This is a genomic window from Streptomyces sp. NPDC059874 (assembly GCF_042731135.1).
In the GTDB taxonomy this organism is placed as follows: Bacteria; Actinomycetota; Actinomycetes; order Streptomycetales; family Streptomycetaceae; genus Streptomyces.
On the sequence record NZ_JBHWJY010000069.1, the window covers coordinates 17381 to 38617 of the forward strand.

Below are 21237 nucleotides of genomic sequence, written 5' to 3' on the forward strand. Positions count from 1 at the left end.
TCTTCGCGGAGGGTCCCCGGGCAATGTGCCCGGGGACCCTCCGCGTATGTGACCCTTGCCCTCATGCCTGTCGTACGTGATCTGCGCGTACTCCTGCGCCTGAGGGACTTTCGCAACCTGCTCGCCGTACGGCTGCTCTCCCAGGCCGCGGACGGCGTCTATCAGGTCGCGCTCGCCACGTACGTGGTCTTCTCCCCGGAGAAGCAGACCTCACCGGCGGCCATCGCCTCGGCCATGGCGGTACTGCTGCTGCCGTACTCGGTGATCGGACCCTTCGCCGGGGTGCTGCTCGACCGCTGGCGGCGCCGCCAGGTCTTCCTGTACGGCAACCTGCTGCGGGCCTTCCTCGCCTGTGTCACCGGGATGCTGATCGTGGCGCACGTCCCCGACTGGCTGTTCTACGCCTCGGCGCTGTCCGTGACCGCGGTCAACCGCTTCGTCCTCGCCGGACTGGCCGCCTCCCTGCCCCACGTCGTCGCCCCCGACCAGCTGGTCACCGCGAACGCTCTCTCCCCGACCGCGGGAACCCTCGCCGCGACCGCCGGCGGGGGACTGGCCTTCCTCGTCCGGCTGCTGGCCTCCGATTCGAACGCCATCGTGGTCCTGGTCGCCGCCGCGTTCTACCTGTGCTCGGCGCTGGTCTCCCTGCGCCTGGCCATCGGCCTCCTGGGGCCCGACCACCTCCCGGGTGTGACCCATCCGTCCATCACCGAGGGGGTCGCCCTCACCGTCCGGGGCATGGTCGAAGGTCTGCGGCACCTCGCCTCTCGCAGGGATGCCGCCATGGCGCTCACCGCGATGACCATGATGCGGTTCTGCTACGGAGCGTTGACCGTCACGCTGCTGATGCTCTGCCGCTACTCCTGGTCGGACAACGAGGCCGACGGGCTGGGCCTGCTGGCCATGGCCGTCGGAGCCTCCGCGGCCGGATTCTTCGCGGCCGCCGTCCTGACCCCCTGGCTGGTGGGCCGGCTGGGCACCCTCGGCTGGATCACCGCCTGCTCCGCGGCCTCCGCGGTCCTGGTCCCGGCCCTCGGCCTGCCCTTCGCCTTCGGGCCGATGCTGGTCGCCGCGTTCGTCCTCGGCCTCGCGACCCAGGGGGCCAAGATCGCGACCGACACGGTCATCCAGTCGCGGGTCGACGACGACTATCGAGGTCGCGTCTTCTCCGTGTACGACGTGCTCTTCAACGTCGCCTTCGTCGGTGCGGCGGCGGTGTCCTCGTTGATGCTGCCCGCCGACGGACGGTCCGCGGTCCTGATCCTCGCGGTGGCCGCCCTCTACGCGGCCACCGCGGCGCTGCTGAGCCACCGGGCACGACGTTTCACGTGAAACATCGTGTGGAGGCGGCGATGTTTCACGTGAAACATCGCCGCCTCCCCGTCAGGCCTGTGCGGCCCACCACTCCTTGAGCGCGGCGACCGCCGCCTCGCGCTCCATCGGGCCGTTCTCCAGCCGCAGCTCCAGCAGGAACGCGTAGGCCTTCCCGATCAGCGGACCAGGACCGACGTCCAGCACCCGCATGATCTCGTTGCCGTCCAGATCGGGCCTGATCGCGTCCAGCTCCTCCTGCTCCTTCAGCTGGGCGATCCGCTCCTCCAGCCCGTCATAGGTACGGGAGAGCGCGTTGGCCTTGCGCTTGTTGCGCGTGGTGCAGTCGGACCGGGTCAGCTTGTGCAGGCGCTCCAGCAGCGGGCCGGCGTCACGGACGTAGCGCCGCACCGCGGAGTCGGTCCACTCCCCGTCTCCGTAGCCGTGGAAGCGCAGGTGCAGCTCGACCAGCCGGGACACGTCCTTGACCATGTCGTTGGAGTACTTCAGAGCGGTCAGCCGCTTCTTGGTCATCTTCGCGCCCACCACTTCGTGGTGGTGGAAGGAGACCCGGCCGTCGCTCTCGAAGCGGCGGGTACGGGGCTTGCCGATGTCGTGCAGCAGCGCCGCGAGCCGCAGCACCAGGTCCGGGCCGTCCTCCTCCAGCGCGATCGCCTGCTCCAGCACGATCAGCGAGTGGTCGTAGACGTCCTTGTGCCGGTGGTGCTCGTCGCTCTCCAGCCGCAGCGCGGGCAGCTCGGGCAGCACCCGGTCGGCCAGCCCGGTGTCCACGAGCAGGCCCAGGCCCTTGCGCGGGTTGGAGGACAGGATCAGCTTGTTCAGCTCTCCCTGCACCCGCTCCGCCGAGACGATCTCGATCCGGTCGGACATCGCCTTCATCGCCGCCACGACCTCCGGGGCGACCTCGAAATCCAGCTGCGCGGCGAACCGCGCCGCCCGCAGCATCCGCAGCGGGTCGTCGGAGAACGAGTCCTCCGGCGTGCCGGGGGTGCGCAGGACGCCGGCGGCCAGATCCTCCAGGCCGCCGTGCGGGTCGATGAACTCCTGCTCCGGCAGGGCCAGCGCCATGGCGTTGACCGTGAAGTCACGCCGGACCAGATCCTCCTCGATCGAGTCGCCGTAGGAGACCTCGGGCTTGCGCGAGGTGCGGTCGTACGCCTCCGAACGGTACGTCGTCACCTCGATCTGGAAGCCGTCCCGCTGCGCCCCGACCGTGCCGAACGCGATGCCCACGTCCCACACCGAGTCGGCCCACGGCCGGACGATCTTCAGTACGGCCTCGGGGCGGGCGTCGGTGGTGAAGTCGAGGTCGTTGCCGAGACGCCCGAGCAGCGCGTCGCGGACGGACCCGCCGACCAGGGCGAGGCGGAAGCCCGCCTCCTGGAATCGGCGGCCGAGCTCGTCGGCGACAGGGGCGACCCGCAGCAGTTCACTGACCGCGCGGCGCTGCACCTGACTCAGGGCACTGGGGTTGTCTTCGTTGGCGTTCGGCACAACAGAAAAGGGTACGTGCCCGGCCCGCCGGGGGCTTCCCCGTTTCACGGCGACCCCGGTACACCGGTGGCCCGGGGCTGAGCCGATCATGTGGAGCAAGGCGCGGCACTCGCGCACAGCGGGCCTCGTTACCATGCGTGGACGCACAGACGACGACCACTGACACTTCGAGGAACGGGCTAGCGCGTGGCCGAGGCGGCAGACATCCAGGGGGCGTCCCCCGCTCCTGTCCGGCGCCGCTGGCTGCGGCGCACGATGATCCTGCTCGCCGGGACCCCCGTGCTCGCCGCTCTGGTCTACTCTCCCGCCACGAAGGCCGAGGCGGCCCAGGGCTCCGCGGTCGACGTCCAGCTCATGTCGATGGCCCCCACGGCCCCGGTCAAGGGCGACACCCTCACCATCGAGGGCGTCGTGGTCAACAACGGCTCCGAGACGATCACCGACGCGCACGTGGGCCTGCGGGTCGGACCCCCTCTCGCGGACCGCTCGTCCATCGACGAGGCCGCGGAGCGCACCGGTTTCCGGGCGGGCAACGACCCCGGCGAGATCGACCCGGCCTACGCCGTGAAGATCGACGCACTGCCCTCGAAGGTCGGCCGGCAGTTCACCCTCACCGTCCCGGTCAACAAGCTGGAGCTGGACAAGGACGGCGTCTACCAGCTCGGCGTCTCCCTGTCCGGGGTGACCGACAGCCGCCCGTCCGAGCAGGTCCTCGGCATCAAGCGGACCTTCCTGCCCTGGCAGCCGGAAGCCGCGGCCAAGCGCGCCCAGCTCGCCTACGTCTGGCCGTTGATCTCCACCACCCACCTGACCGCCGAGACCGGCTCGGACGAGCTCCAGACCCCCGTCTTCCTCGACGATTCCCTCGCCGAAGAGCTCAAGCCCACCGGCCGCCTCGGCCAGATGGTCTCGCTCGGCAACGAACTCCCGGTCACCTGGGTCATCGACCCCGACCTGCTCAACACCGTCGACGCGATGACCAAGGGCTACCGGGTCCGCGTCCCGGGCGGCAAGCCGGTCCAGGGCAAGAACAAGGCCGTCGCCGAACAGTGGCTGAACGCGCTCGAGGCCACGGTCCAAGGCAAGAAGGTCATCGCCCTGCCCTTCGCCGACCCGGACCTCGCCTCCCTCGCCCACCGCGGCAAGGACGTCTCGGGAAGCCTGGGTCAGCTGCGACCCGCCACCGACAAGGCGAAGCAGGCCGTCGAGACGGTCCTGCACGTCCCCGCGTCCACCGACTTCTCCTGGCCCGTGGACGGCGCCATCGACCCCTCGATCGTCAATGTCGCCACCTCGGCCGGCGCCCACAACGTCCTCACCCGCAGCGACAGCCTCCAGGAGAGCGGAGCCCTCGGCTACACGCCCTCCGCCGCCCGGCCCATCGGAGCGGGCACCACCGCCGTCGTCGCGGACGCCGAACTCTCCACCGCCTTCCAGGGCGACATGCTCAGCGCCGCGAACTCCACCCTCGCCGTGCAGCGCTTCCTCGCCGACAGCCTCGCCCTCAACCTGCAGAAGACGGGGGAGCAGCGCACCTTCGTCGTCGCCCCGCAGCGCATGCCCACCGTCAGCCAGGTGCAGACGATGGCCGCCGCCCTGCGCGGCCTCCAGGCCGGACGCTGGACCCAGCCCGCAGACCTCGAGGCCGCCGCCGCGGCCAAGCCCGACCCCGGGGCCACCACCCAGGTGCCGGGCGCCGGACAGTACCCCGAGGCTCTGGCCAAGCAGGAACTGCCGGTATCGGCCTTCGAGAAGATCCGTACCACCCAGAACACCCTCGACCACTTCAAGGTCATCCTCGCCGCGCCCGACCGCGTGGAGATCCCCTTCGGCAACACGACCAACCGGGAGATGTCCACCTCCTGGCGCGGCCGCCCCGATGAGGCCCGTCTCTACCGGGACCAGGTGCAGGAGTACCTGATCGGTCTCACCCAGAAGGTCAAGGTCGTCCCCAAGTCCGACGCCACCCTCTCGGGACACAGCGCCACCATCCCGGTCAGTGTCCAAAACAGCCTCGTCCAGGACGTTCACGACCTGGTCCTGCGGGTGCAGTCGGCCAACCCGACCCGCCTGATGTTCGGCAAGAGCGGGCATGCCGAGCAGCAGATCACCGTCCAGGGCGACCACACCCAGACCGTGAAGTTCCCCGCCAACGCCACCGCGAGCGGCCCCGTCGAGGTCACCGCGCAGCTGTTCACCAAGGACGGCGTCCCCTACGGCGAGCCGCGCAAGTTCACCGTCGAGGCCACCGAGGTCACCCCCACCGTGATGCTCGTCATCGCCGGCGGTGTGCTCCTCCTCGTCCTGGCGGGCATCAAGATGTACGCCAGCCGCAAGCGCGTGGCGGCCCGCGCGGCCGCCGAGGAGAGCACGCAGCAGAGTGACGAGTCCCCGGACACCGGACCGCAAAGCACCGACGGGTCCGGCACGGGTGAGACAGTGGACCGTTGAGCGATGCCGTGGCCGGTCGGCCTGGGGACGATGAGGTGGGGTTTCGATGAACGCGCCGTACGACGGTGACCGCGCGCAGGGCACTGGCGGGCCCGCGCCCTCCCAGGGCACTGCCCCGGGCACTCCGGTGCCCGGGCAGGTTCCCGCGCCCGCGCCCGCGCCGGATCACGACCCGTATGTCCAGGACGCCTACGACAACGACCCGTACCGGGCGCAGGACCTGTCCGCCCAGGACCCCGTCGCCGAGGTCCTCTACGACCGCGCCGCGCACCCCCCGCCGCCCCCCGGCACCTTCCAGGAGCCCGGCCCGCTGTACGCGGCGCCGACCGCTCCCTCGTACGCGCCCGACCCCCGCGTGTGGGCCCAGACCCCGCCGCCCGAGCCGGACGGCCCCTCCCGCCACCTGCCGTACGGCGACCGCGCCACCACCACCCAGTTCGTCGGCGTGGACTCCCTCGTGACGAAGGCCGCGGACGAGCAGCCCGAGCCCGACGCCTTCGCGCACCTCTACCGCGACCAGGAGGCGGCCCCCCGCACGCCGGCCGAGGACGCGCCCGTCGCCGCCCCGGCGCCCGCCAAGCCCGCCGGCCGGGCCGCCGGACTCCTCAGGTCCAGCGCGCTCATGGCCGCCGGCACGATCGTCTCGCGCATCACCGGCTTCCTGCGGACCCTGGTCATCGCCGGTGCCATCGGCGTCGGCACCTTCAACGACACGTACCAGATCGCCAACACCCTGCCCACGATGATCTACGTGCTGGTCGGCGGCGGAGCCCTCAACGCCGTCTTCATCCCGCAGCTGGTCCGGGCCATGAAGAACGACAGCGACGGAGGAGAGGCCTACGCCAACCGGCTGCTGACCCTCGTCGTGGTCCTGCTGGCCGCCATCACCACCATCTGCGTCCTGGCCGCACCCGTGTTCATCACGATGATGTCGCCGAAGATCGCCTCCGACCCCCAACAGATGGACGTCGCGGTCGCCTTCGCCCGCTACTGCCTGCCCACCATGTTCTTCATGGGCGTCCACGTGGTCCTCGGTCAGATCCTCAACGCCCGCGGCCGCTTCGGCGCCATGATGTGGACCCCGGTCCTCAACAACATCGTCGTCATCGCCACCTTCGGCGCGTTCATCTGGGCCTTCGGAGGCTTCACCACCTCCGGCGTCAACGCCGCCACCGTCACCCCCGAGGGCGTCCGCCTGCTGGGCCTGGGCACCCTGCTGGGCCTCACCGTCCAAGCCCTCGCGATGCTTCCCTACCTGCGCGACGCCGGCTTCTCCCCGCGGCTGCGCTTCGACTGGAAGGGCCACGGCCTCGGCAAGGCCGCCCGTCTGGCCAAGTGGACGTTCTTCTTCGTCCTCGCCAACCAGATCGGCCTCGTGGTCGTCACCCAGCTCGCCACCTGGGCCGGATCCGTCGCCGAGAAGCAGGGCCACCCCGGCACCGGCATCACCGCCTACAACTACGCGCTCCTGCTGTGGCAGATGCCGCAGGCGATCATCACCGTCTCCGTCATGACGGCCGTCCTGCCCCGCATCTCCCGCTCCGCCCACGACGGGGACGCCGCCGCTGTCCGCGACGACATCTCCTACGGGCTGCGCACCTCGGCCGTGGCGATCGTCCCCTGCGCCTTCGCGTTCCTCGCCCTCGGCGTTCCCATGGCCACCCTGCTCTACGCGGGCTCGGGCGCCGGCGCCCAGAACATCGGCTACGTCCTGATGGCCTTCGGTCTCGGGCTGATCCCCTACTCCGTCCAGTACGTCGTCCTGCGCGGCTTCTACGCCTACGAGGACACCCGGACGCCCTTCTACAACACCGTCATCGTCGCCGCCGTCAACGCGGCGGGCTCCACGGCCTCCTTCTTCGTGCTCCCCTCGCGCTGGGCCGTCGTCGGCATGGCCGCCGCCTACGGCCTCGGCTACGCCGTGGGCGTCGGTGTCGCCTGGCGCCGCCTGAAGACCCGCCTCGGCGGCGACCTCGACGGCGCCCACGTCGCCCGCACGTACGCCCGCCTGACCGGCGCCTGTGTCCCCGCCGCCGCAGTGGCCGGAGCCGTCGCCTACGGGGTCACCCGGGCGCTCGGCAGTGGGGTCGGCGGCTCCGCCGCAGCCCTCACCGCAGGCGGGATCGCGCTGGCCGCCGTCTTCCTCCTCGCCGCCAAGCGGATGCGGATCGAAGAACTCAACGCGATGGTCGGAATGGTCCGCGGGCGTTTGGGGCGCTGATGCGCACAACCGTCACCCCCCTTCGCGTGTCGTGCATAGCGTCGGACTGTGGGCACAATTGGCTTGGCTTCGCAGACTGGCCGACAGCGCGCAACGGATGGGGAGGCGGGAACGACGGTGGCGGAACGTAGCACGGCTGCCGTCGACGTGGCCGACAACAGCGGCGACGAGCCGCTCGCCGCTCAGGCGGCACAGGCCACGGCCGACGGGGTGGACACCCAGAACGGACAAGCCGCGGACGGACCCATGCCCGAAAAGGACGGCGAACGCACCAACGCGGCCCCCGCGGCCGCACCGGAACTCCACAGCGGCCACAAGCTCGCCAGGCGCTACCGCCTCGAAGAGTGCGTCACCCGTGTGGACGGATTCAGCAGCTGGCGTGCGATGGACGAGAAGCTGCGCCGGGCCGTGGGGGTCCACCTGCTTCCCGCCGACCACCCCCGGGCCCGATCCGTCCTGGCCGCCGCCCGCTCCTCCGCACTGCTCGGCGACCCCCGGTTCGTCCAGGTCCTCGACGCCGTGGAGGAGAACGACCTCGTCTACGTCGTCCACGAGTGGCTCCCCGACGCGACCGAACTCACCGCGATCCTCGCCGCGGGCCCCCTGGAACCCCACGAGGCCTACCAGCTCGTCCACCAGATCTCCCAGGCCATGACCGCCGCGCACCGCGAGGGCCTCGCCCACCTGCGCCTGACGCCCAGCGCGATACTGCGCACCTCCTCCGGCCAGTACCGCATCCGCGGCCTCGCCGTGAACGCCGCCCTGCGCGGCATCACCAGCGAGACCCCGCAGCGTGCCGACACCGAGGCCATCGGTGCCCTCCTGTACGCCGCCCTCACCCAGCGCTGGCCGTACGAGAACGACGCCTACGGCCTCACCGGCCTGCCCAAGGGCGTCGGCCTGATCGCCCCCGACCAGGTCCGCGCCGGTGTCCACCGGGGTCTGGGCGAGCTCGCCATGCGCGCACTCGCCAACGACGGGGCCACGGCCTCCCGTCAGGAACCCGCCTGCACCACCCCCGAGGAGCTGGCCAAGGCCGTCGCCGCGATGCCCCGCATCCGGCCCCCGGAGCCCGCCTTCTCCGCCCCGCTTGAGTACCAGCACACCACCTACCAGCAGGGCAACTACGGCCGGCCCGGGCCCACGGGCGTCGCCACCGCGCAGAGCCTGGCCGTCGCACCTCCGCCGCCGCCGCTGCAGAGCCGTACCGGCCGCGCCCTGAAGTGGGGCGTCGCCGCACTGCTCATCGCCGCCCTCGGCCTGGGCAGCTGGCAGCTCGCGGACACCCTCCTGGACCGCGGCAACCAGGGCAGCGGCGACACCGGCCACAAGTCGCCCGGCGCCGACGGCACCCCGGAGAAGAAGGACCCCGTCGAGCTCAAGATCAACGGAGCCCAGGAGTACTTCCCCGACGGCAAGGCACAGAACTCCGACGGCGTCTCCAACACGTACGACGGGGACGCCGCCACGTACTGGCGCACCAAGAGCTTCTTCGAAGGCCCCGAGCTGACGATCAAGGACGGCGTCGGCATCGTCTACGATCTCGGCGCCGAGCACGAGGTCAGCGCGGCCTCGATAGGGCTGAAGTACGCCGGCAACCACACCACGCTCACCTTGTACGCCGCCGACTCCAAAACCCCCAAGGGCTCCGTCGCCTCCATGAAGAAGATCGCCGGGGCCACCACCTCGGAGACCGCCCTTCAGCTGACCGCCGACAAGCCGGTCAAGACGCGGTACGTGCTCCTGTGGATCACCGCCATGCCCCACGCCCCACTCGACGACTTCAGCGACCCGGGCTACAAGCAGGCCGTCACGGACGTGAAGTTCTCGGGCTGACCGCACAACCGGGGAGGGTCTCACCGTTGCAGGACACGACACCCGGCGGCAGCAGCGACCAGGAACTCCTGGCGCTGCACGCCGCGGGAGATCCCGACGCCTTCGGAGAGCTCGTCCGCAGGCACCGGGACCGGCTGTGGGCCGTGGCCCTGCGCACCCTCGGCGACCGCGAGGAAGCCGCCGACGCCGTACAGGACGCCCTGGTCTCCGCCTATCGGGCCGCCCACACCTTCCGCGGCGAGTCCGCCGTCACCACCTGGCTCCACCGCATCACCGTCAACGCCTGCCTCGACCGCGCCCGCAAGGCCGCCTCCCGCAGAACCGCGCCCCTCGACGACACGGACCGCCTGGAGCGCCTCCTGGAGCCCCACGAGTCCGCCGAGGCCCCCGCGGAGCGCCAGGACCTCCACCGCCAGCTCCTGGCCGCTCTCAGCACCCTCCCGGCCGAACAACGGGCCGCACTCGTCCTCGTCGACATGCAGGGATACTCCGTCGCCGAAGCCGCCGGCCTCCTCGACGTGCCCACCGGCACCGTGAAGAGCCGGTGCGCACGCGGCCGCGCGAAACTCGTCCCGATGCTCACTCATCTGCGCACGAATGCCGGGGATAACACCGCCGCCGAGCGGGGAAGGAACCGGACGCCGGGGACTGCCGTCCCACCAGCGACAGAACCCCGGCATCCCAACCCAGACGCAGACCCAGTGAAGGGCGGAGGTGGACGACCGTGAGCCCCACAACCGGCACGACCGGCACGATCCGGCACCCGGACGTCTCGGAGATCTCCGACCTCACCGAAGGACTCCTCTCCCCGTCCCGCACCGCCGAAGTCCGCAGCCACCTCGACGACTGCGCGCTGTGCGCCGACGTCCGCGCCTCCCTCGACGAGATCCGCGCCCTCCTCGGCACCCTTCCCGGACCAAGCCGGATGCCCGTCGACATCGCAGGCCGCATCGACGCCGCCCTCGCCGCAGAGGCACTCCTCAACGCCACCACGCCCCAGGTCGACGACGAGCACAGCCACGACACGGGCAGCGACGACACGGGCAGCGACGCCACACCGCAACCCCGTCCCCGCGCCACCGACTCCGATGTTTCACGTGAAACATCCGGCGCCCACCGACCCTCCGGTCACCCGACCGGCCCAACCGGCCCCGGGCGGCGCCGCGCCCGCCGCCGGATCGCCGTACTCACGGGACTGGCCTCCGCCGCGGCCTGCGCCCTCGGGATCTTCCTCTTCGGCGAGATCTCCAGCCACCCGCCCCAGGACACCGCCGCCCGCACCGGCACCTCCAGCTCCGACACCGGGGCCTCCGCCGGCACGTACACGGCACAGGGCCTCCAGGACAGCGTCCACCGCCTCCTCCTCCTGCCGGAGCAGGGCGCCAAGACCGCCCCGGGGGAGCAGAACAACACCTACGGGCTGGAGAACACCCCTCCCGCCGCAGGGGTCGCCCCCGGCGACCGGCAGGCGCCTCCCCCCGTGCCCGCCTGCGTCCAACACGCCACCGGCCGCCCCGACACCCCGCTCGCCGCCGAACGCGGCAGCTACCAGGGCACCCCGGTCTACCTCCTCGTCCTGCCGCACCCGGGCGACCCCGCGAACGTCGACGCCTACCTCGTCGACACCGCCTGCGAGACCAGCGGTTCGGCCACCGGAAAGCTCCTGCTGACGGACACCTACCCCCGAAGCTGACCCATTCAGGTCGGCGGTGGACAGGTAGGGAATGCATGCGCCGTAGGATCCGTTGGGTGGGGTGAGAGTCCGCACCGGCCCCCGGTAGGCAGCAGGCAGTCCGCAGAGACGAGGAAGAAACCCGTGAGCGACGTACGAAACGTGATCATCATCGGCTCCGGGCCGGCCGGTTACACCGCCGCCCTGTACACCGCACGCGCTTCGCTCAAGCCGCTGGTCTTCGAAGGCGCCGTCACCGCCGGTGGCGCGCTGATGAACACCACCGAGGTGGAGAACTTCCCCGGCTTCCAGGACGGGATCATGGGCCCGGACCTCATGGACAACATGCGCGGCCAGGCCGAGCGCTTCGGCGCCGAGCTGGTCCCGGACGACGTCGTCGCCGTGGACCTCACCGGTGACATCAAGACCGTCACCGACACCGCCGGCACCGTGCACCGCGCCAAGGCCGTCATCGTCACCACCGGCTCCCAGCACCGCAAGCTCGGCCTGCCGAACGAGGACGCCCTCTCCGGCCGCGGCGTCTCCTGGTGCGCCACCTGTGACGGGTTCTTCTTCAAGGACCACGACATCGCCGTCGTCGGCGGCGGCGACACCGCCATCGAGGAAGCGACCTTCCTCTCCCGGTTCGCCAAGTCCGTCACGATCGTCCACCGCCGCGACAGCCTGCGCGCCTCGAAGGCCATGCAGGACCGCGCCTTCGCCGACCCGAAGATCAAGTTCGCCTGGGACAGCGAGGTCGCCGAGATCCACGGCGAGCAGAAGCTCTCCGGCCTCACCCTGCGCAACACCAAGACCGGTGAGACCAACGAGCTTCCCGTGACCGGCCTCTTCATCGCCGTCGGCCACGACCCGCGCACCGAGCTGTTCAAGGACCAGCTGGAGCTCGACGAAGAGGGCTACCTCAAGGTCGACGCGCCGTCCACCCGGACCAACGTCACGGGCGTCTTCGGCGCCGGCGACGTCGTGGACCACACCTACCGTCAGGCCATCACCGCCGCGGGCACCGGCTGCTCCGCCGCCCTCGACGCCGAGCGCTTCCTCGCCGCCCTCGCGGACACCGAGAAGGCCCACGCGACCGTCTGACCTCTCAACAGCCCCACCCCACACCCCGCAGGAAGAAGAAGGAGGCCGCTGTGGCCGGCACCCTCAAGAACGTGACCGACGCTGACTTCGACGCCGAGGTCCTCAGGAGCGACAAGCCCGTACTGGTGGACTTCTGGGCCGCCTGGTGCGGTCCGTGCCGCCAGATCGCGCCGTCCCTGGAGGCGATCGCCGCCGAGTACGGCGACCAGATCGAGATCGTCAAGCTCAACATCGACGAGAACCCGGCCACCGCCGCCAAGTACGGCGTCATGTCCATCCCGACGCTGAACGTCTACCAGGGCGGCGAGGTCGCCAAGACCATCGTCGGCGCCAAGCCGAAGGCCGCCATCCTGCGTGACCTCTCCGACTTCGTCGAGGTCAAGACCGCCTGACGGCATCCATGTTTCACGTGAAACGGGGCCGCCCCTCCAGGGGCGGCCCCGTTCTCGTACCCGAGGCTCACAGCGGGCGCAGCGCCGGTTCCTTCCGCGCCCTGGCCCCGCCCAACAGGCGGTCCAACGCCATTTCGACGTCTTCCTTCCAGGACAACGTCGTGCGCAGTTCCAGCCGCAGCCGGGGATGAGAGGGGTGCGGACGAACGGTCTTGAAGCCCACCGACAGCAGATGGTCAGCCGGGAGCAGGCAGGCGGGCCGTTCCCACCTCGCGTCGCCGAACGCCTCGATCGCCTTGAAGCCCCGCCGCAGCAGATCCTTCGCGACCGTCTGAACCATCACCCGCCCCAGGCCCTGCCCCTGATACCCCGGCATGATCCAGGCCGTGATCAGCTGCACCGCGTCCGGGGACACCGGGCTCGTCGGAAAAGAGGCCGCTCTCGGTACATAGGCGGGCGGCGCGTACAGCACGAACCCCACCGGGACCTCGTCCACGTAGACCACCCGGCCGCAGGAACCCCAGTCCAGCAGGACGGCGGAGATCCACGCCTCCTTCTCCAGCTCCGGGGTGCCCGCCTTCACGGCGGCCTCACCGGTGACGGGATCCAGCTCCCAGAACACGCAGCTCCTGCAACGCCTGGGCAGATCCTGGAGGTTGTCCAGCGTGAGCGGTACCAGCCGACGACCCATGACCACATCGTAAGCACTGCCCCCTGCTTCTTCGAGTGCGGACATCTCGAAGAAGCAGGGGGCAGCAAGAGAAAAGTGCGGTTACTGCTCCCCGGAAAGACCCTGCTCCAGCACCCGGCCCTCGCCCGGCGCCAACGTCCCCAGAATCCGCTCCAGATCCTCCATCGACGCGAACTCGACGGTGATCTTTCCCTTCTTCTGACCCAGGTCCACCTTCACCCGCGTCTCGAACCGGTCCGACAGACGCGTCGCCAGCTCATTCAGCGCCGGCGAAACCCGGGCACCCGCACGCGGACCCTTCGGCTTCACCGTGCTCGAAGGCTCCGATGCCATCAGCGTCACGATCTCCTCGACCGCACGCACGGACAGCCCCTCGGCCACGATCCGGTGCGCCAGCCGGTCCTGCTCCTCGGAATCCTCCACCGACAGCAGCGCCCGCGCGTGCCCGGCCGACAACACACCCGCCGCCACCCGGCGCTGCACCGACGGCGACAGCTTGAGCAGCCGCAGCGTGTTCGACACCTGAGGACGCGAACGCCCGATCCGGTCCGCCAGCTGGTCGTGCGTGCAGTTGAAGTCCTGCAGCAGCTGGTCGTACGCGGCCGCCTCCTCCAACGGGTTCAGCTGAGCCCGGTGCAGGTTCTCCAGCAGCGCGTCCAGCAGCAGCTTCTCATCGTCCGTCGCCCGAATGATCGCCGGAATGCTCGCCAACCCGGCCTCGCGGCACGCCCGCCAGCGCCGCTCACCCATGATCAGCTCGTAGCGACCCGGCGTCGACTGCCGCACCACCACTGGCTGAAGCAGACCCACCTCCTGGATGGAGGTCACCAGCTCGGCCAGCGCATCCTCGTCGAACACCTCACGAGGCTGCCGCGGATTCGGCGTGATCGCGTCCATCGGAAGCTCCGCGAACATCGCTCCCGCCACCACATTCGCCTCGGGCGCAGCCGCCGGCTCGATCACCGGCGTGGCAGCGACGAATGTTTCACGTGAAACATCGGCCTGCGCCAGCGAAGCCAGCTTCGCCGCCGCGACCCCCCGATCCGAAGTCAGCACCGGCACCGCCGACGGAGAAGTCGACCCGGCACCGATCACCGGCGGCGTCTGCTCCTGCGGAGCCGCGGGGATCAGCGCACCGAGCCCCCGGCCCAGGCCTCTACGTCGCTCGCTCACTGGATCCCCTCCGCCGCACTCTGCGTGCTGTTCATGCCCGCGCCCAGATGGGCTTGCTGGGCGTCGTACTGCATTCCGACCCCGCGATACGCGATCTCCCGCGCCGCCTCCAGATAGGAGAGGGAACCACTGGAACCCGGATCATAGGTGAGCACCGTCTGCCCGTAGCTCGGCGCCTCCGAGATACGCACAGACCGCGGGATGCTCGTCCGCAGCACCTCCTTGCCGAAGTGCGTGCGAACCTCCTCCGCCACCTGCGAAGCCAACCTGGTCCTGCCGTCGTACATCGTCAGCAGGATCGTCGACACGTGCAGAGTCGGGTTCAGATGCGCCCGCACCAGATCCACGTTCCGCAGCAGCTGCCCCAGCCCCTCCAGCGCGTAGTACTCACACTGGATCGGGATCAGCACCTCCGCGCCGGCCACCAGCGCGTTCACCGTCAGCAGCCCCAGCGAAGGCGGGCAGTCGATCAGGATGTAGTCCAGCGGCTGCTCGTACGCCTGGAGAGCCCGCTGCAGCCGGCTCTCCCGCGCGACCAGCGACACCAGCTCGATCTCCGCACCCGCCAGGTCGATCGTGGCCGGAGCACAGAAGAGGCCCTCCACGTCCACCACCGGCTGCACGACCTCCAGCAGGGGCCGGCTGTCCACGAGCACGTCATAGATCGACGGCACGTCCGCGTGATGGTCGATACCCAACGCCGTGGAGGCATTGCCCTGCGGATCGAGGTCGACCACCAGCACCCGCGCCCCGTGCAGGGCCAGCGAGGCCGCCAGGTTCACGGTCGTCGTGGTCTTGCCCACGCCGCCCTTCTGGTTGGCCACCACGATGACCCGGGTCTGCTCCGGCCGGGGAAGCCCCTCACCGGCACGCCCCAGCGCCTCGACCGCCAGCTGGGCGGCTCGGCCGATCGGGGTGTCGTTGTCTACAAGGGGCGGAGGCAATGTTTCACGTGAAACATCCTCGCCCGGCGATTCAGAGCGGGGACCGGGGACCGGATCGGCCATCGGCCCCGCGAGGTTGGCGTCGGACCGCACGGTGTCACTCTCCTCGACATCAGGCTCGCGATGAACAGAGCCTGCCATGTCACCCGGGTCGCGAACCAGCGGGGCCCTTACTCCTGTGGATGAATCCACCGATGTGGACAACTCCGTCCCCCTCGCGTCCTTCTTGTGGCGGGGGGACGCAGCCGCACGACCGCGGCTGATGATTCCGTGCAGCAGAGAGCGACGTTTCACGTGAAACACGATGCCCGGACGGAGTCTTCAGGCCGCTACGACACTCCGAAATCCATACCTATAGGGCCCAACGCAGCCGAAATCACCGCCCAGGACCCCACAAACCAAGCGATCAGCGGCGCCGACGCGTACGACTCACCCGAGCCGCCTTAGCCCGCTTGGCCGCAAACCTCACCCCGCCGGGGCTCTCCCCGACCTCGACCCGCACCACCGTGGACAAGGGATCCACCACACCCTCACCCACATGAAGCACCGAGGTCTTCACCACACCGAGCTTAGTCAGCGCGGTCTTCGCGCTCACCAGCTCCTCCTCGGCGGTATCACCCTTCAGTGCCAGCATCTCCCCGTACGGACGCAGCAGGGGCACACCCCAGCCGGCCAACCGGTCCAGTGGGGCCACCGCACGAGCCGTCACCACGTGCACCGGCTGCAGCTTGCCGAGAACCTCCTCGGCCCGCCCGCGCACCACCGTGACATGGTCCAGGCCCAGCAGCTCCACCGCCTCCTGGAGGAAGGTCGTCCGACGCAGCAGCGGCTCGAGCAGCGTGATCTTCAGATCCCGGCGCACCAGAGCCAGCGGGATACCGGGCAGACCCGCCCCCGAACCCACGTCGCACACGGTGACGCCCTGAGGCACCACCTCCGACAGCACAGCGCAGTTCAGCAGGTGCCGCTCCCACAGCCGCGGCACCTCACGCGGCCCGATCAGGCCCCGCTTGACTCCCGCGTCCGCCAGCAGCTCCGCATACCGCACAGCTTCCGGGAAAAATTCACCGAACACCGCACGCGCCTCTTCAGGCGCCGGGGGAAGCTCAGCTGCCTCCGTCACGGGGACCGTCCTTCCGTACCGCATGGTTTCTCACATGCCAGGCTGACAAACATCGGCCCCGCCTGCGACACAGACGGGGCCGAACACTCTCACTACCGATCAGGCCGGAAGCACAACGACGAAGCGCTGCGGCTCCTCACCCTCGGACTCGCTGCGCAGACCCGCGGCCGCCACGGCATCGTGGACGACCTTCCGCTCGAACGGCGTCATCGGAGCGAGCTTCAGCGGCTCACCGGACGCCTTCACGTCCGCAGCCGCCTTGGCGCCCAGCGCCGCCAGCTCCTCGCGCTTCTTCGCACGGAACCCGGCGATGTCCAGCATCAGCCGGCTCCGGTCCCCGGTCTCCCGGTGCACGGCAAGGCGAGTCAGCTCCTGCAGAGCCTCCAGAACCTCACCGTCACGGCCCACGAGCTTCTGCAGGTCGCGGCCGGCGGAGTCACTGACGATCGACACCGCGGCCCGGTCGGCCTCGACGTCCATGTCGATGTCACCGTCCAGGTCGGCGATGTCCAGCAGACCCTCAAGGTAGTCGGCCGCGATCTCACCCTCCTGCTCGAGGCGGGTCAGGGTGTCGCCACCCTCAGCGGCGGTGGTGGTGCCTTCCGTCACGGGAGGGACTCCTTCTTACTTCTTGGGAGAGGGCTTGGTGGGCGACTGACGCTGCGACTTCGACTGCCGCTTCGGCTGCTGCCGCTTCGCGACACCGCCGCTCGCCGCGTCCGAATCCGCCGTGGCCTCGGAACTCTTGATCACGGAGCCGTCCGCCTGGGCGGCCATCCCCTGCTTGGTCAGGGCCGTGATGAACTTGCGCTCGTTGTCGTTGCGGTCCGGGCCCTTGGCGACGATGTCCGCGACGATCTTCTTCTTGCTGCGGCCCTTGACGACACCGTGCGAGCTGATGCTCTTCAGCAGACGGGTCAGATACTGGTCCTGCGCCTTGCTGCCCGGCGTCGGGTTCTGGTTGATCACGTACATCTGCTGACCCATGGTCCACAGGTTCGTGGTCAGCCAGTAGACGAGGACACCGACCGGGAAGTTGATACCCATGACCGCGAAGATCACCGGGAAGATGTACATCAGCATCTTCTGCTGCTGCATGAACGGCGTCTTGACCGACAGGTCGACGTTCTTCTGCATCAGCTGACGCTGGGTGTAGAACTGCGACAGCGACATCAGGACGATCATGATGGCGGTCACGATGCGCACATCGGTGATCGAGGCGTTCAGGCTCGCGACCTTCTCGGCGCTGTCCGTGAACTTGGCCGCCAGCGGCGCTCCGAAGATGTGCGCCTGACGGGCACTCTCCAGCAGCGACTCGTTGATGACGCCGATGGTCTTGCCGTTGGCGATGCTCGCGAGCACGTGGTAGAGCGCGAAGAAGAACGGGGACTGCGCCAGGATGGGAAGGCACGAGGCGAGCGGGTTGGTACCCGTCTCCTTGTACAGCTTCATCATCTCTTCGGACTGACGCTGCTTGTCGTTCTTGTAGCGCTCCTGGATCACCTTCATCTTCGGCTGGAGCGCCTGCATGCCCCGCGTCGCCTTGATCTGCTTCACGAAGAGCGGGATCAGACAGATACGGATCAAGATCACCAGGGACACGATGGACAGGCCCCAGGCCCACCCACTGTCCGCACCGAAGATCGCCCCGTACAGCTTGTGGAACTGGACGATGATCCACGAAACGGGTGTGGTGATAAAGCTGAACAGACTGGCAATCGTGTCCACTAATCAGGCTCCTTGAGCATTGCGAGATCTACGCAACGCACTGCGCAGCTGCTCGTGCCAACGCGGGCGTTTACGAGGTGGGACGTGATCCACACCACCCGGGGACCACGGATTGCACCGCAGGATCCGCCAGGCGGTCAGAACCGTCCCCTTCACCGCACCATGCCGGTCGATGGCCGTGTACCCGTAGTGCGAGCACGAGGGGTAGTAACGGCACACCGGCCCGAGCAGCGGACTGATCGTCCACTGGTACAGCTTGATCAAAGCGAGCAGCGGGTACTTCATCGAGCCACGCCTCCCAGAAGCCGCACCAGAGCGGCGTCCAGGTCCCGGGCGAGTTCGTCAGGGCCGGCATCACCCGCTCCGGGCAATGCTCGTACCACCACCAGGCTACCGGCGGGCAGCTGAGACAGCCGCTCGCGGACCAGATGGCGCAGACGGCGCTTCACCCGGTTACGTATGACGGCATTGCCGACAGCCTTGCTGACGACGAAACCCGCACGCGTCGAGGGATCGATCTCCCCCGGCTCGTGCGGGTCCGTTGCACCGCTTGTACGTAGGTGGACGACGAGGAGCGGGCGACCAGCCCGACGCCCTCGACGTACCGCGCTCGCGAAGTCCTCGCGCCGCCTCAGCCGATTCTCGGGAGACAGCACGACGTCACCGCTTCCGCGTATTTACGCGGAAAGGGCGGCGCGGCCCTTGCTGCGACGGTTCGCCAGGATCGCGCGACCGGCACGGGTACGCATCCGGAGACGGAAGCCGTGGGTCTTGGCACGACGGCGGTTGTTCGGCTGGAAGGTGCGCTTGCTCACTCGGGGGCTCCAGAGAATGAATCGTTGTGGCGGGACATCGCCTGGCTGTCACCGTGCGCCCACGAGGAAACTCGCGTGTTCGCCCGAGTGGCACCGCTAAATGATCACAATCAGTGACCTTCGCCCATCGGTAGGCAGGCGGCAGCAGCCATCGACAACTCGACCTCGTTACGGTACGCGCGGCTACGCCATCCGGTCAAACCGAGCCGACGAGGCCCCACACTGTGCACAGGCTGTGGACAACGACTTGAACCGTACCCGTAGGCCTGACTACCGTTGCCTGATCCCGGATTTTTTGTCCCGACCGTCCCAAAGAACCACACATTCGTGGGACCCCTGTGAGAGAGCGTGCTCTGTGGCTGACGTACCTGCCGATCTTGCCGCAGTGTGGCCAAGGGTGCTCGAGAAGCTCCTCGGGGAGGGACAGCCGGGCATCGAACCCAAGGACAAGCAGTGGGTGGAACGGTGCCAGCCCCTGGCACTCGTCGCCGACACCGCACTCCTCGCCGTCCCCAACGAATGGGGAAAGCGCGTACTCGAAGGCCGCCTCGCCCCACTGATCAGCGACGCGCTCAGCCGCGAGTGCGGCCGCCCCATCCGGATCGCCATCACCGTGGACGACTCCGCCGGCGAGCCCGCGCCCTCCGCCCCGCCCGCCCAGCAGCCCGGCCCGTACGAGCCCTACGGCGGCCAGCGCCCCGGCGGCGGCCCCGGCAACGGTGACGACCAGCTCCCGACCGCCCGCCCCGCGTACCCCGAGTACCAGCAGCCGCGCCCCGAGCCCGGCGCCTGGCCCCGCGGCGGCCAGCAGGACGACTACGGCTGGCAGCAGCCGCGCCTCGGCGGCTTCCCCGAGCGCGACCCGTACGCCACCCCGCAGCCGGGCTACCTCCAGCAGCCCGAACCGCCCGCGTACGACCAGGGCTCCTACGAACCGCAGCAACAGCAGTACGAGCAGTCCCCGTACGAGCAGTCGAAGTACGAGTCGCAGAAGTACGAGCCCCAGAAGTACGAGCAGCCGTCGTACGAGCAGCAGCAGTACGAGCAACAGCAGTACGAGCAGCCCGCTCCGCGCCAGGCCCCCGGCCGCCCCGCGGCGCCGCCCGCTCCGTCCGGCGGCTCCACCTCGGGCCCGCTCGAGCCGACCGCCCGGCTGAACCCCAAGTACCTGTTCGACACCTTCGTCATCGGCGCCTCCAACCGCTTCGCGCACGCCGCCGCGGTCGCCGTCGCCGAGGCGCCCGCGAAGGCGTACAACCCCCTCTTCATCTACGGGGAGTCGGGCCTCGGCAAGACGCACCTGCTGCACGCCATCGGGCACTACGCGCGGAGCCTCTACCCGGGCACCCGCGTGCGCTACGTGAGCTCGGAGGAGTTCACCAACGAGTTCATCAACTCCATCCGCGACGGCAAGGGCGACGCCTTCCGCAAGCGTTACCGCGAGATGGACATCCTGCTCGTCGACGACATCCAGTTCCTCGCGAGCAAGGAGTCGACGCAGGAGGAGTTCTTCCACACCTTCAACACGCTCCACAACGCCAACAAGCAGATCGTCCTCTCCTCCGACCGGCCGCCCAAGCAGCTCGTCACCCTGGAGGACCGGCTCCGCAACCGCTTCGAGTGGGGCCTGATCACCGACGTCCAGCCGCCCGAGCTGGAGACCCGCATCGCGATCCTGCGCAAGAAGGCCGTACAGGAACAGCTCAACGCCCCGCCGGAGGTACTGGAGTTCATCGCCTCCCGCATCTCGCGCAACATCCGCGAGCTGGAGGGGGCGTTGATCCGGGTCACGGCCTTCGCCAGCCTGAACCGGCAGCCGGTCGACCTGGGCCTGACCGAGGACGTCCTGAAGAACCTGATCCCGGGCGGCGAGGACAGCGCGCCCGAGATCACCGCCACCGACATCATGGCGGCCACCGCCGACTACTTCGGGCTGACCGTGGACGACCTGTGCGGTTCCTCGCGCAGCCGGGTCCTGGTCACCGCCCGGCAGATCGCCATGTACCTGTGCCGGGAGCTCACCGACCTCTCACTGCCCAAGATCGGGGCACAGTTCGGCGGCCGCGACCACACCACCGTCATGCACGCGGACCGCAAGATCCGCGCCCTGATGGCGGAGCGCCGCTCCATCTACAACCAGGTCACCGAGCTCACCAACCGCATCAAGAACGCCTGAGCCGAGCCGTTCCAAACGCATCAAGAGGGCGCTCCCGGACCACATCGGGGGCGCCCTTCTTCGTCCGCGCGCCCCTGGTCTGTTC

19 protein-coding genes are annotated in these 21237 nt (G+C 69.4%); 9 read left to right on the top strand and 10 right to left on the bottom strand.

Annotated elements, in window-relative coordinates; genetic code table 11:
- Positions 1–63 precede the first annotated feature (63 nt).
- On the top strand, positions 64–1332 hold the full coding sequence (locus ACFV9H_RS30795; protein ID WP_385404610.1) for an MFS transporter: 1269 nt from the start codon (positions 64–66) through the stop codon (positions 1330–1332).
- 51 nt (positions 1333–1383) lie between these two features.
- On the opposite strand, the gene ACFV9H_RS30800 is transcribed toward ACFV9H_RS30795, so the two are convergent.
- Positions 1384–2826 (bottom strand): CCA tRNA nucleotidyltransferase, encoded by a 1443-nt coding sequence (locus ACFV9H_RS30800; protein ID WP_385404612.1) that lies wholly within the window; start codon positions 2824–2826, stop codon positions 1384–1386.
- 186 nt (positions 2827–3012) lie between these two features.
- On the opposite strand from ACFV9H_RS30800, the gene ACFV9H_RS30805 reads away from it, so the two are divergent.
- From ACFV9H_RS30805 to trxA, 7 genes are all read left to right on the top strand, one after another.
- Entirely contained in the window at positions 3013–5277 is a 2265-nt protein-coding gene (locus tag ACFV9H_RS30805; RefSeq protein ID WP_385404614.1) for a DUF6049 family protein, read from the top strand.
- A gap of 46 nt (positions 5278–5323) precedes the next feature.
- On the top strand, positions 5324–7498 hold the full coding sequence (murJ, locus tag ACFV9H_RS30810; RefSeq protein WP_385404617.1) for a murein biosynthesis integral membrane protein MurJ: 2175 nt from the start codon (positions 5324–5326) through the stop codon (positions 7496–7498).
- Positions 7499–7615: 117 nt separating this feature from the next.
- Entirely contained in the window at positions 7616–9334 is a 1719-nt protein-coding gene (locus ACFV9H_RS30815; protein WP_385404619.1) for a protein kinase family protein, read from the top strand.
- Positions 9335–9360: 26 nt separating this feature from the next.
- Positions 9361–10062: an RNA polymerase sigma factor SigM gene (sigM, locus tag ACFV9H_RS30820; protein WP_385404622.1), complete on the top strand. Its 702-nt coding sequence runs from the start codon at positions 9361–9363 to the stop codon at positions 10060–10062.
- A complete protein-coding gene (locus ACFV9H_RS30825; protein WP_385404624.1) occupies positions 10059–11027 on the top strand; it encodes a hypothetical protein in 969 nt (322 codons plus the stop codon). The genes sigM and ACFV9H_RS30825 overlap by 4 nt, the downstream gene beginning before the upstream one ends.
- A gap of 123 nt (positions 11028–11150) precedes the next feature.
- The gene (trxB, locus tag ACFV9H_RS30830; RefSeq protein ID WP_385404626.1) at positions 11151–12110 is read left to right on the top strand and encodes a thioredoxin-disulfide reductase; all 960 of its coding nucleotides are present in this window, start codon (positions 11151–11153) and stop codon (positions 12108–12110) included.
- A 50-nt stretch (positions 12111–12160) separates the two neighbouring features.
- Positions 12161–12502 carry a thioredoxin gene (trxA, locus tag ACFV9H_RS30835; protein WP_030025741.1) on the top strand — a complete coding sequence of 114 codons (342 nt, stop codon included), beginning with the start codon at positions 12161–12163 and terminating at the stop codon, positions 12500–12502.
- A gap of 67 nt (positions 12503–12569) precedes the next feature.
- Here the strand turns inward: trxA and ACFV9H_RS30840 are convergent, their stop codons facing one another.
- The 9 genes from ACFV9H_RS30840 to rpmH all read right to left on the bottom strand — a co-directional run bounded on the left by ACFV9H_RS30840 (position 12570) and on the right by rpmH (position 18976).
- Positions 12570–13193 carry a GNAT family N-acetyltransferase gene (locus ACFV9H_RS30840; protein WP_385404628.1) on the bottom strand — a complete coding sequence of 208 codons (624 nt, stop codon included), beginning with the start codon at positions 13191–13193 and terminating at the stop codon, positions 12570–12572.
- A gap of 81 nt (positions 13194–13274) precedes the next feature.
- On the bottom strand, positions 13275–14366 hold the full coding sequence (locus ACFV9H_RS30845; protein ID WP_385404631.1) for a ParB/RepB/Spo0J family partition protein: 1092 nt from the start codon (positions 14364–14366) through the stop codon (positions 13275–13277).
- Positions 14363–15451 carry a ParA family protein gene (locus ACFV9H_RS30850; protein WP_385404633.1) on the bottom strand — a complete coding sequence of 363 codons (1089 nt, stop codon included), beginning with the start codon at positions 15449–15451 and terminating at the stop codon, positions 14363–14365. Before ACFV9H_RS30850 ends, ACFV9H_RS30845 begins: the two co-directional genes overlap by 4 nt.
- Positions 15452–15716: 265 nt before the next feature.
- A complete protein-coding gene (gene rsmG / locus ACFV9H_RS30855; protein ID WP_385404635.1) occupies positions 15717–16433 on the bottom strand; it encodes a 16S rRNA (guanine(527)-N(7))-methyltransferase RsmG in 717 nt (238 codons plus the stop codon).
- Positions 16434–16532: 99 nt separating this feature from the next.
- Positions 16533–17042, bottom strand: coding sequence for a protein jag (locus ACFV9H_RS30860; protein WP_385404637.1), 510 nt, complete (start codon positions 17040–17042; stop codon positions 16533–16535).
- A gap of 15 nt (positions 17043–17057) precedes the next feature.
- On the bottom strand, positions 17058–18161 hold the full coding sequence (yidC, locus tag ACFV9H_RS30865; RefSeq protein ID WP_385404639.1) for a membrane protein insertase YidC: 1104 nt from the start codon (positions 18159–18161) through the stop codon (positions 17058–17060).
- 3 nt (positions 18162–18164) lie between these two features.
- Positions 18165–18446, bottom strand: coding sequence for a membrane protein insertion efficiency factor YidD (gene yidD / locus ACFV9H_RS30870; protein WP_075970728.1), 282 nt, complete (start codon positions 18444–18446; stop codon positions 18165–18167).
- The gene (gene rnpA / locus ACFV9H_RS30875) at positions 18443–18817 is read right to left on the bottom strand and encodes a ribonuclease P protein component (RefSeq protein ID WP_328926602.1); all 375 of its coding nucleotides are present in this window, start codon (positions 18815–18817) and stop codon (positions 18443–18445) included. Before rnpA ends, yidD begins: the two co-directional genes overlap by 4 nt.
- Before the next feature lie 21 nt (positions 18818–18838).
- Complete coding sequence (gene rpmH, locus ACFV9H_RS30880; protein WP_018547628.1) at positions 18839–18976, bottom strand: 50S ribosomal protein L34; 138 nt, start codon at positions 18974–18976, stop codon at positions 18839–18841.
- A gap of 100 nt (positions 18977–19076) precedes the next feature.
- Here rpmH and dnaA point away from each other — a divergent pair, with 100 nt between their 5' ends.
- Positions 19077–21152 (top strand): chromosomal replication initiator protein DnaA, encoded by a 2076-nt coding sequence (dnaA, locus tag ACFV9H_RS30885; protein WP_385404641.1) that lies wholly within the window; start codon positions 19077–19079, stop codon positions 21150–21152.
- Positions 21153–21237 lie beyond the last annotated feature (85 nt).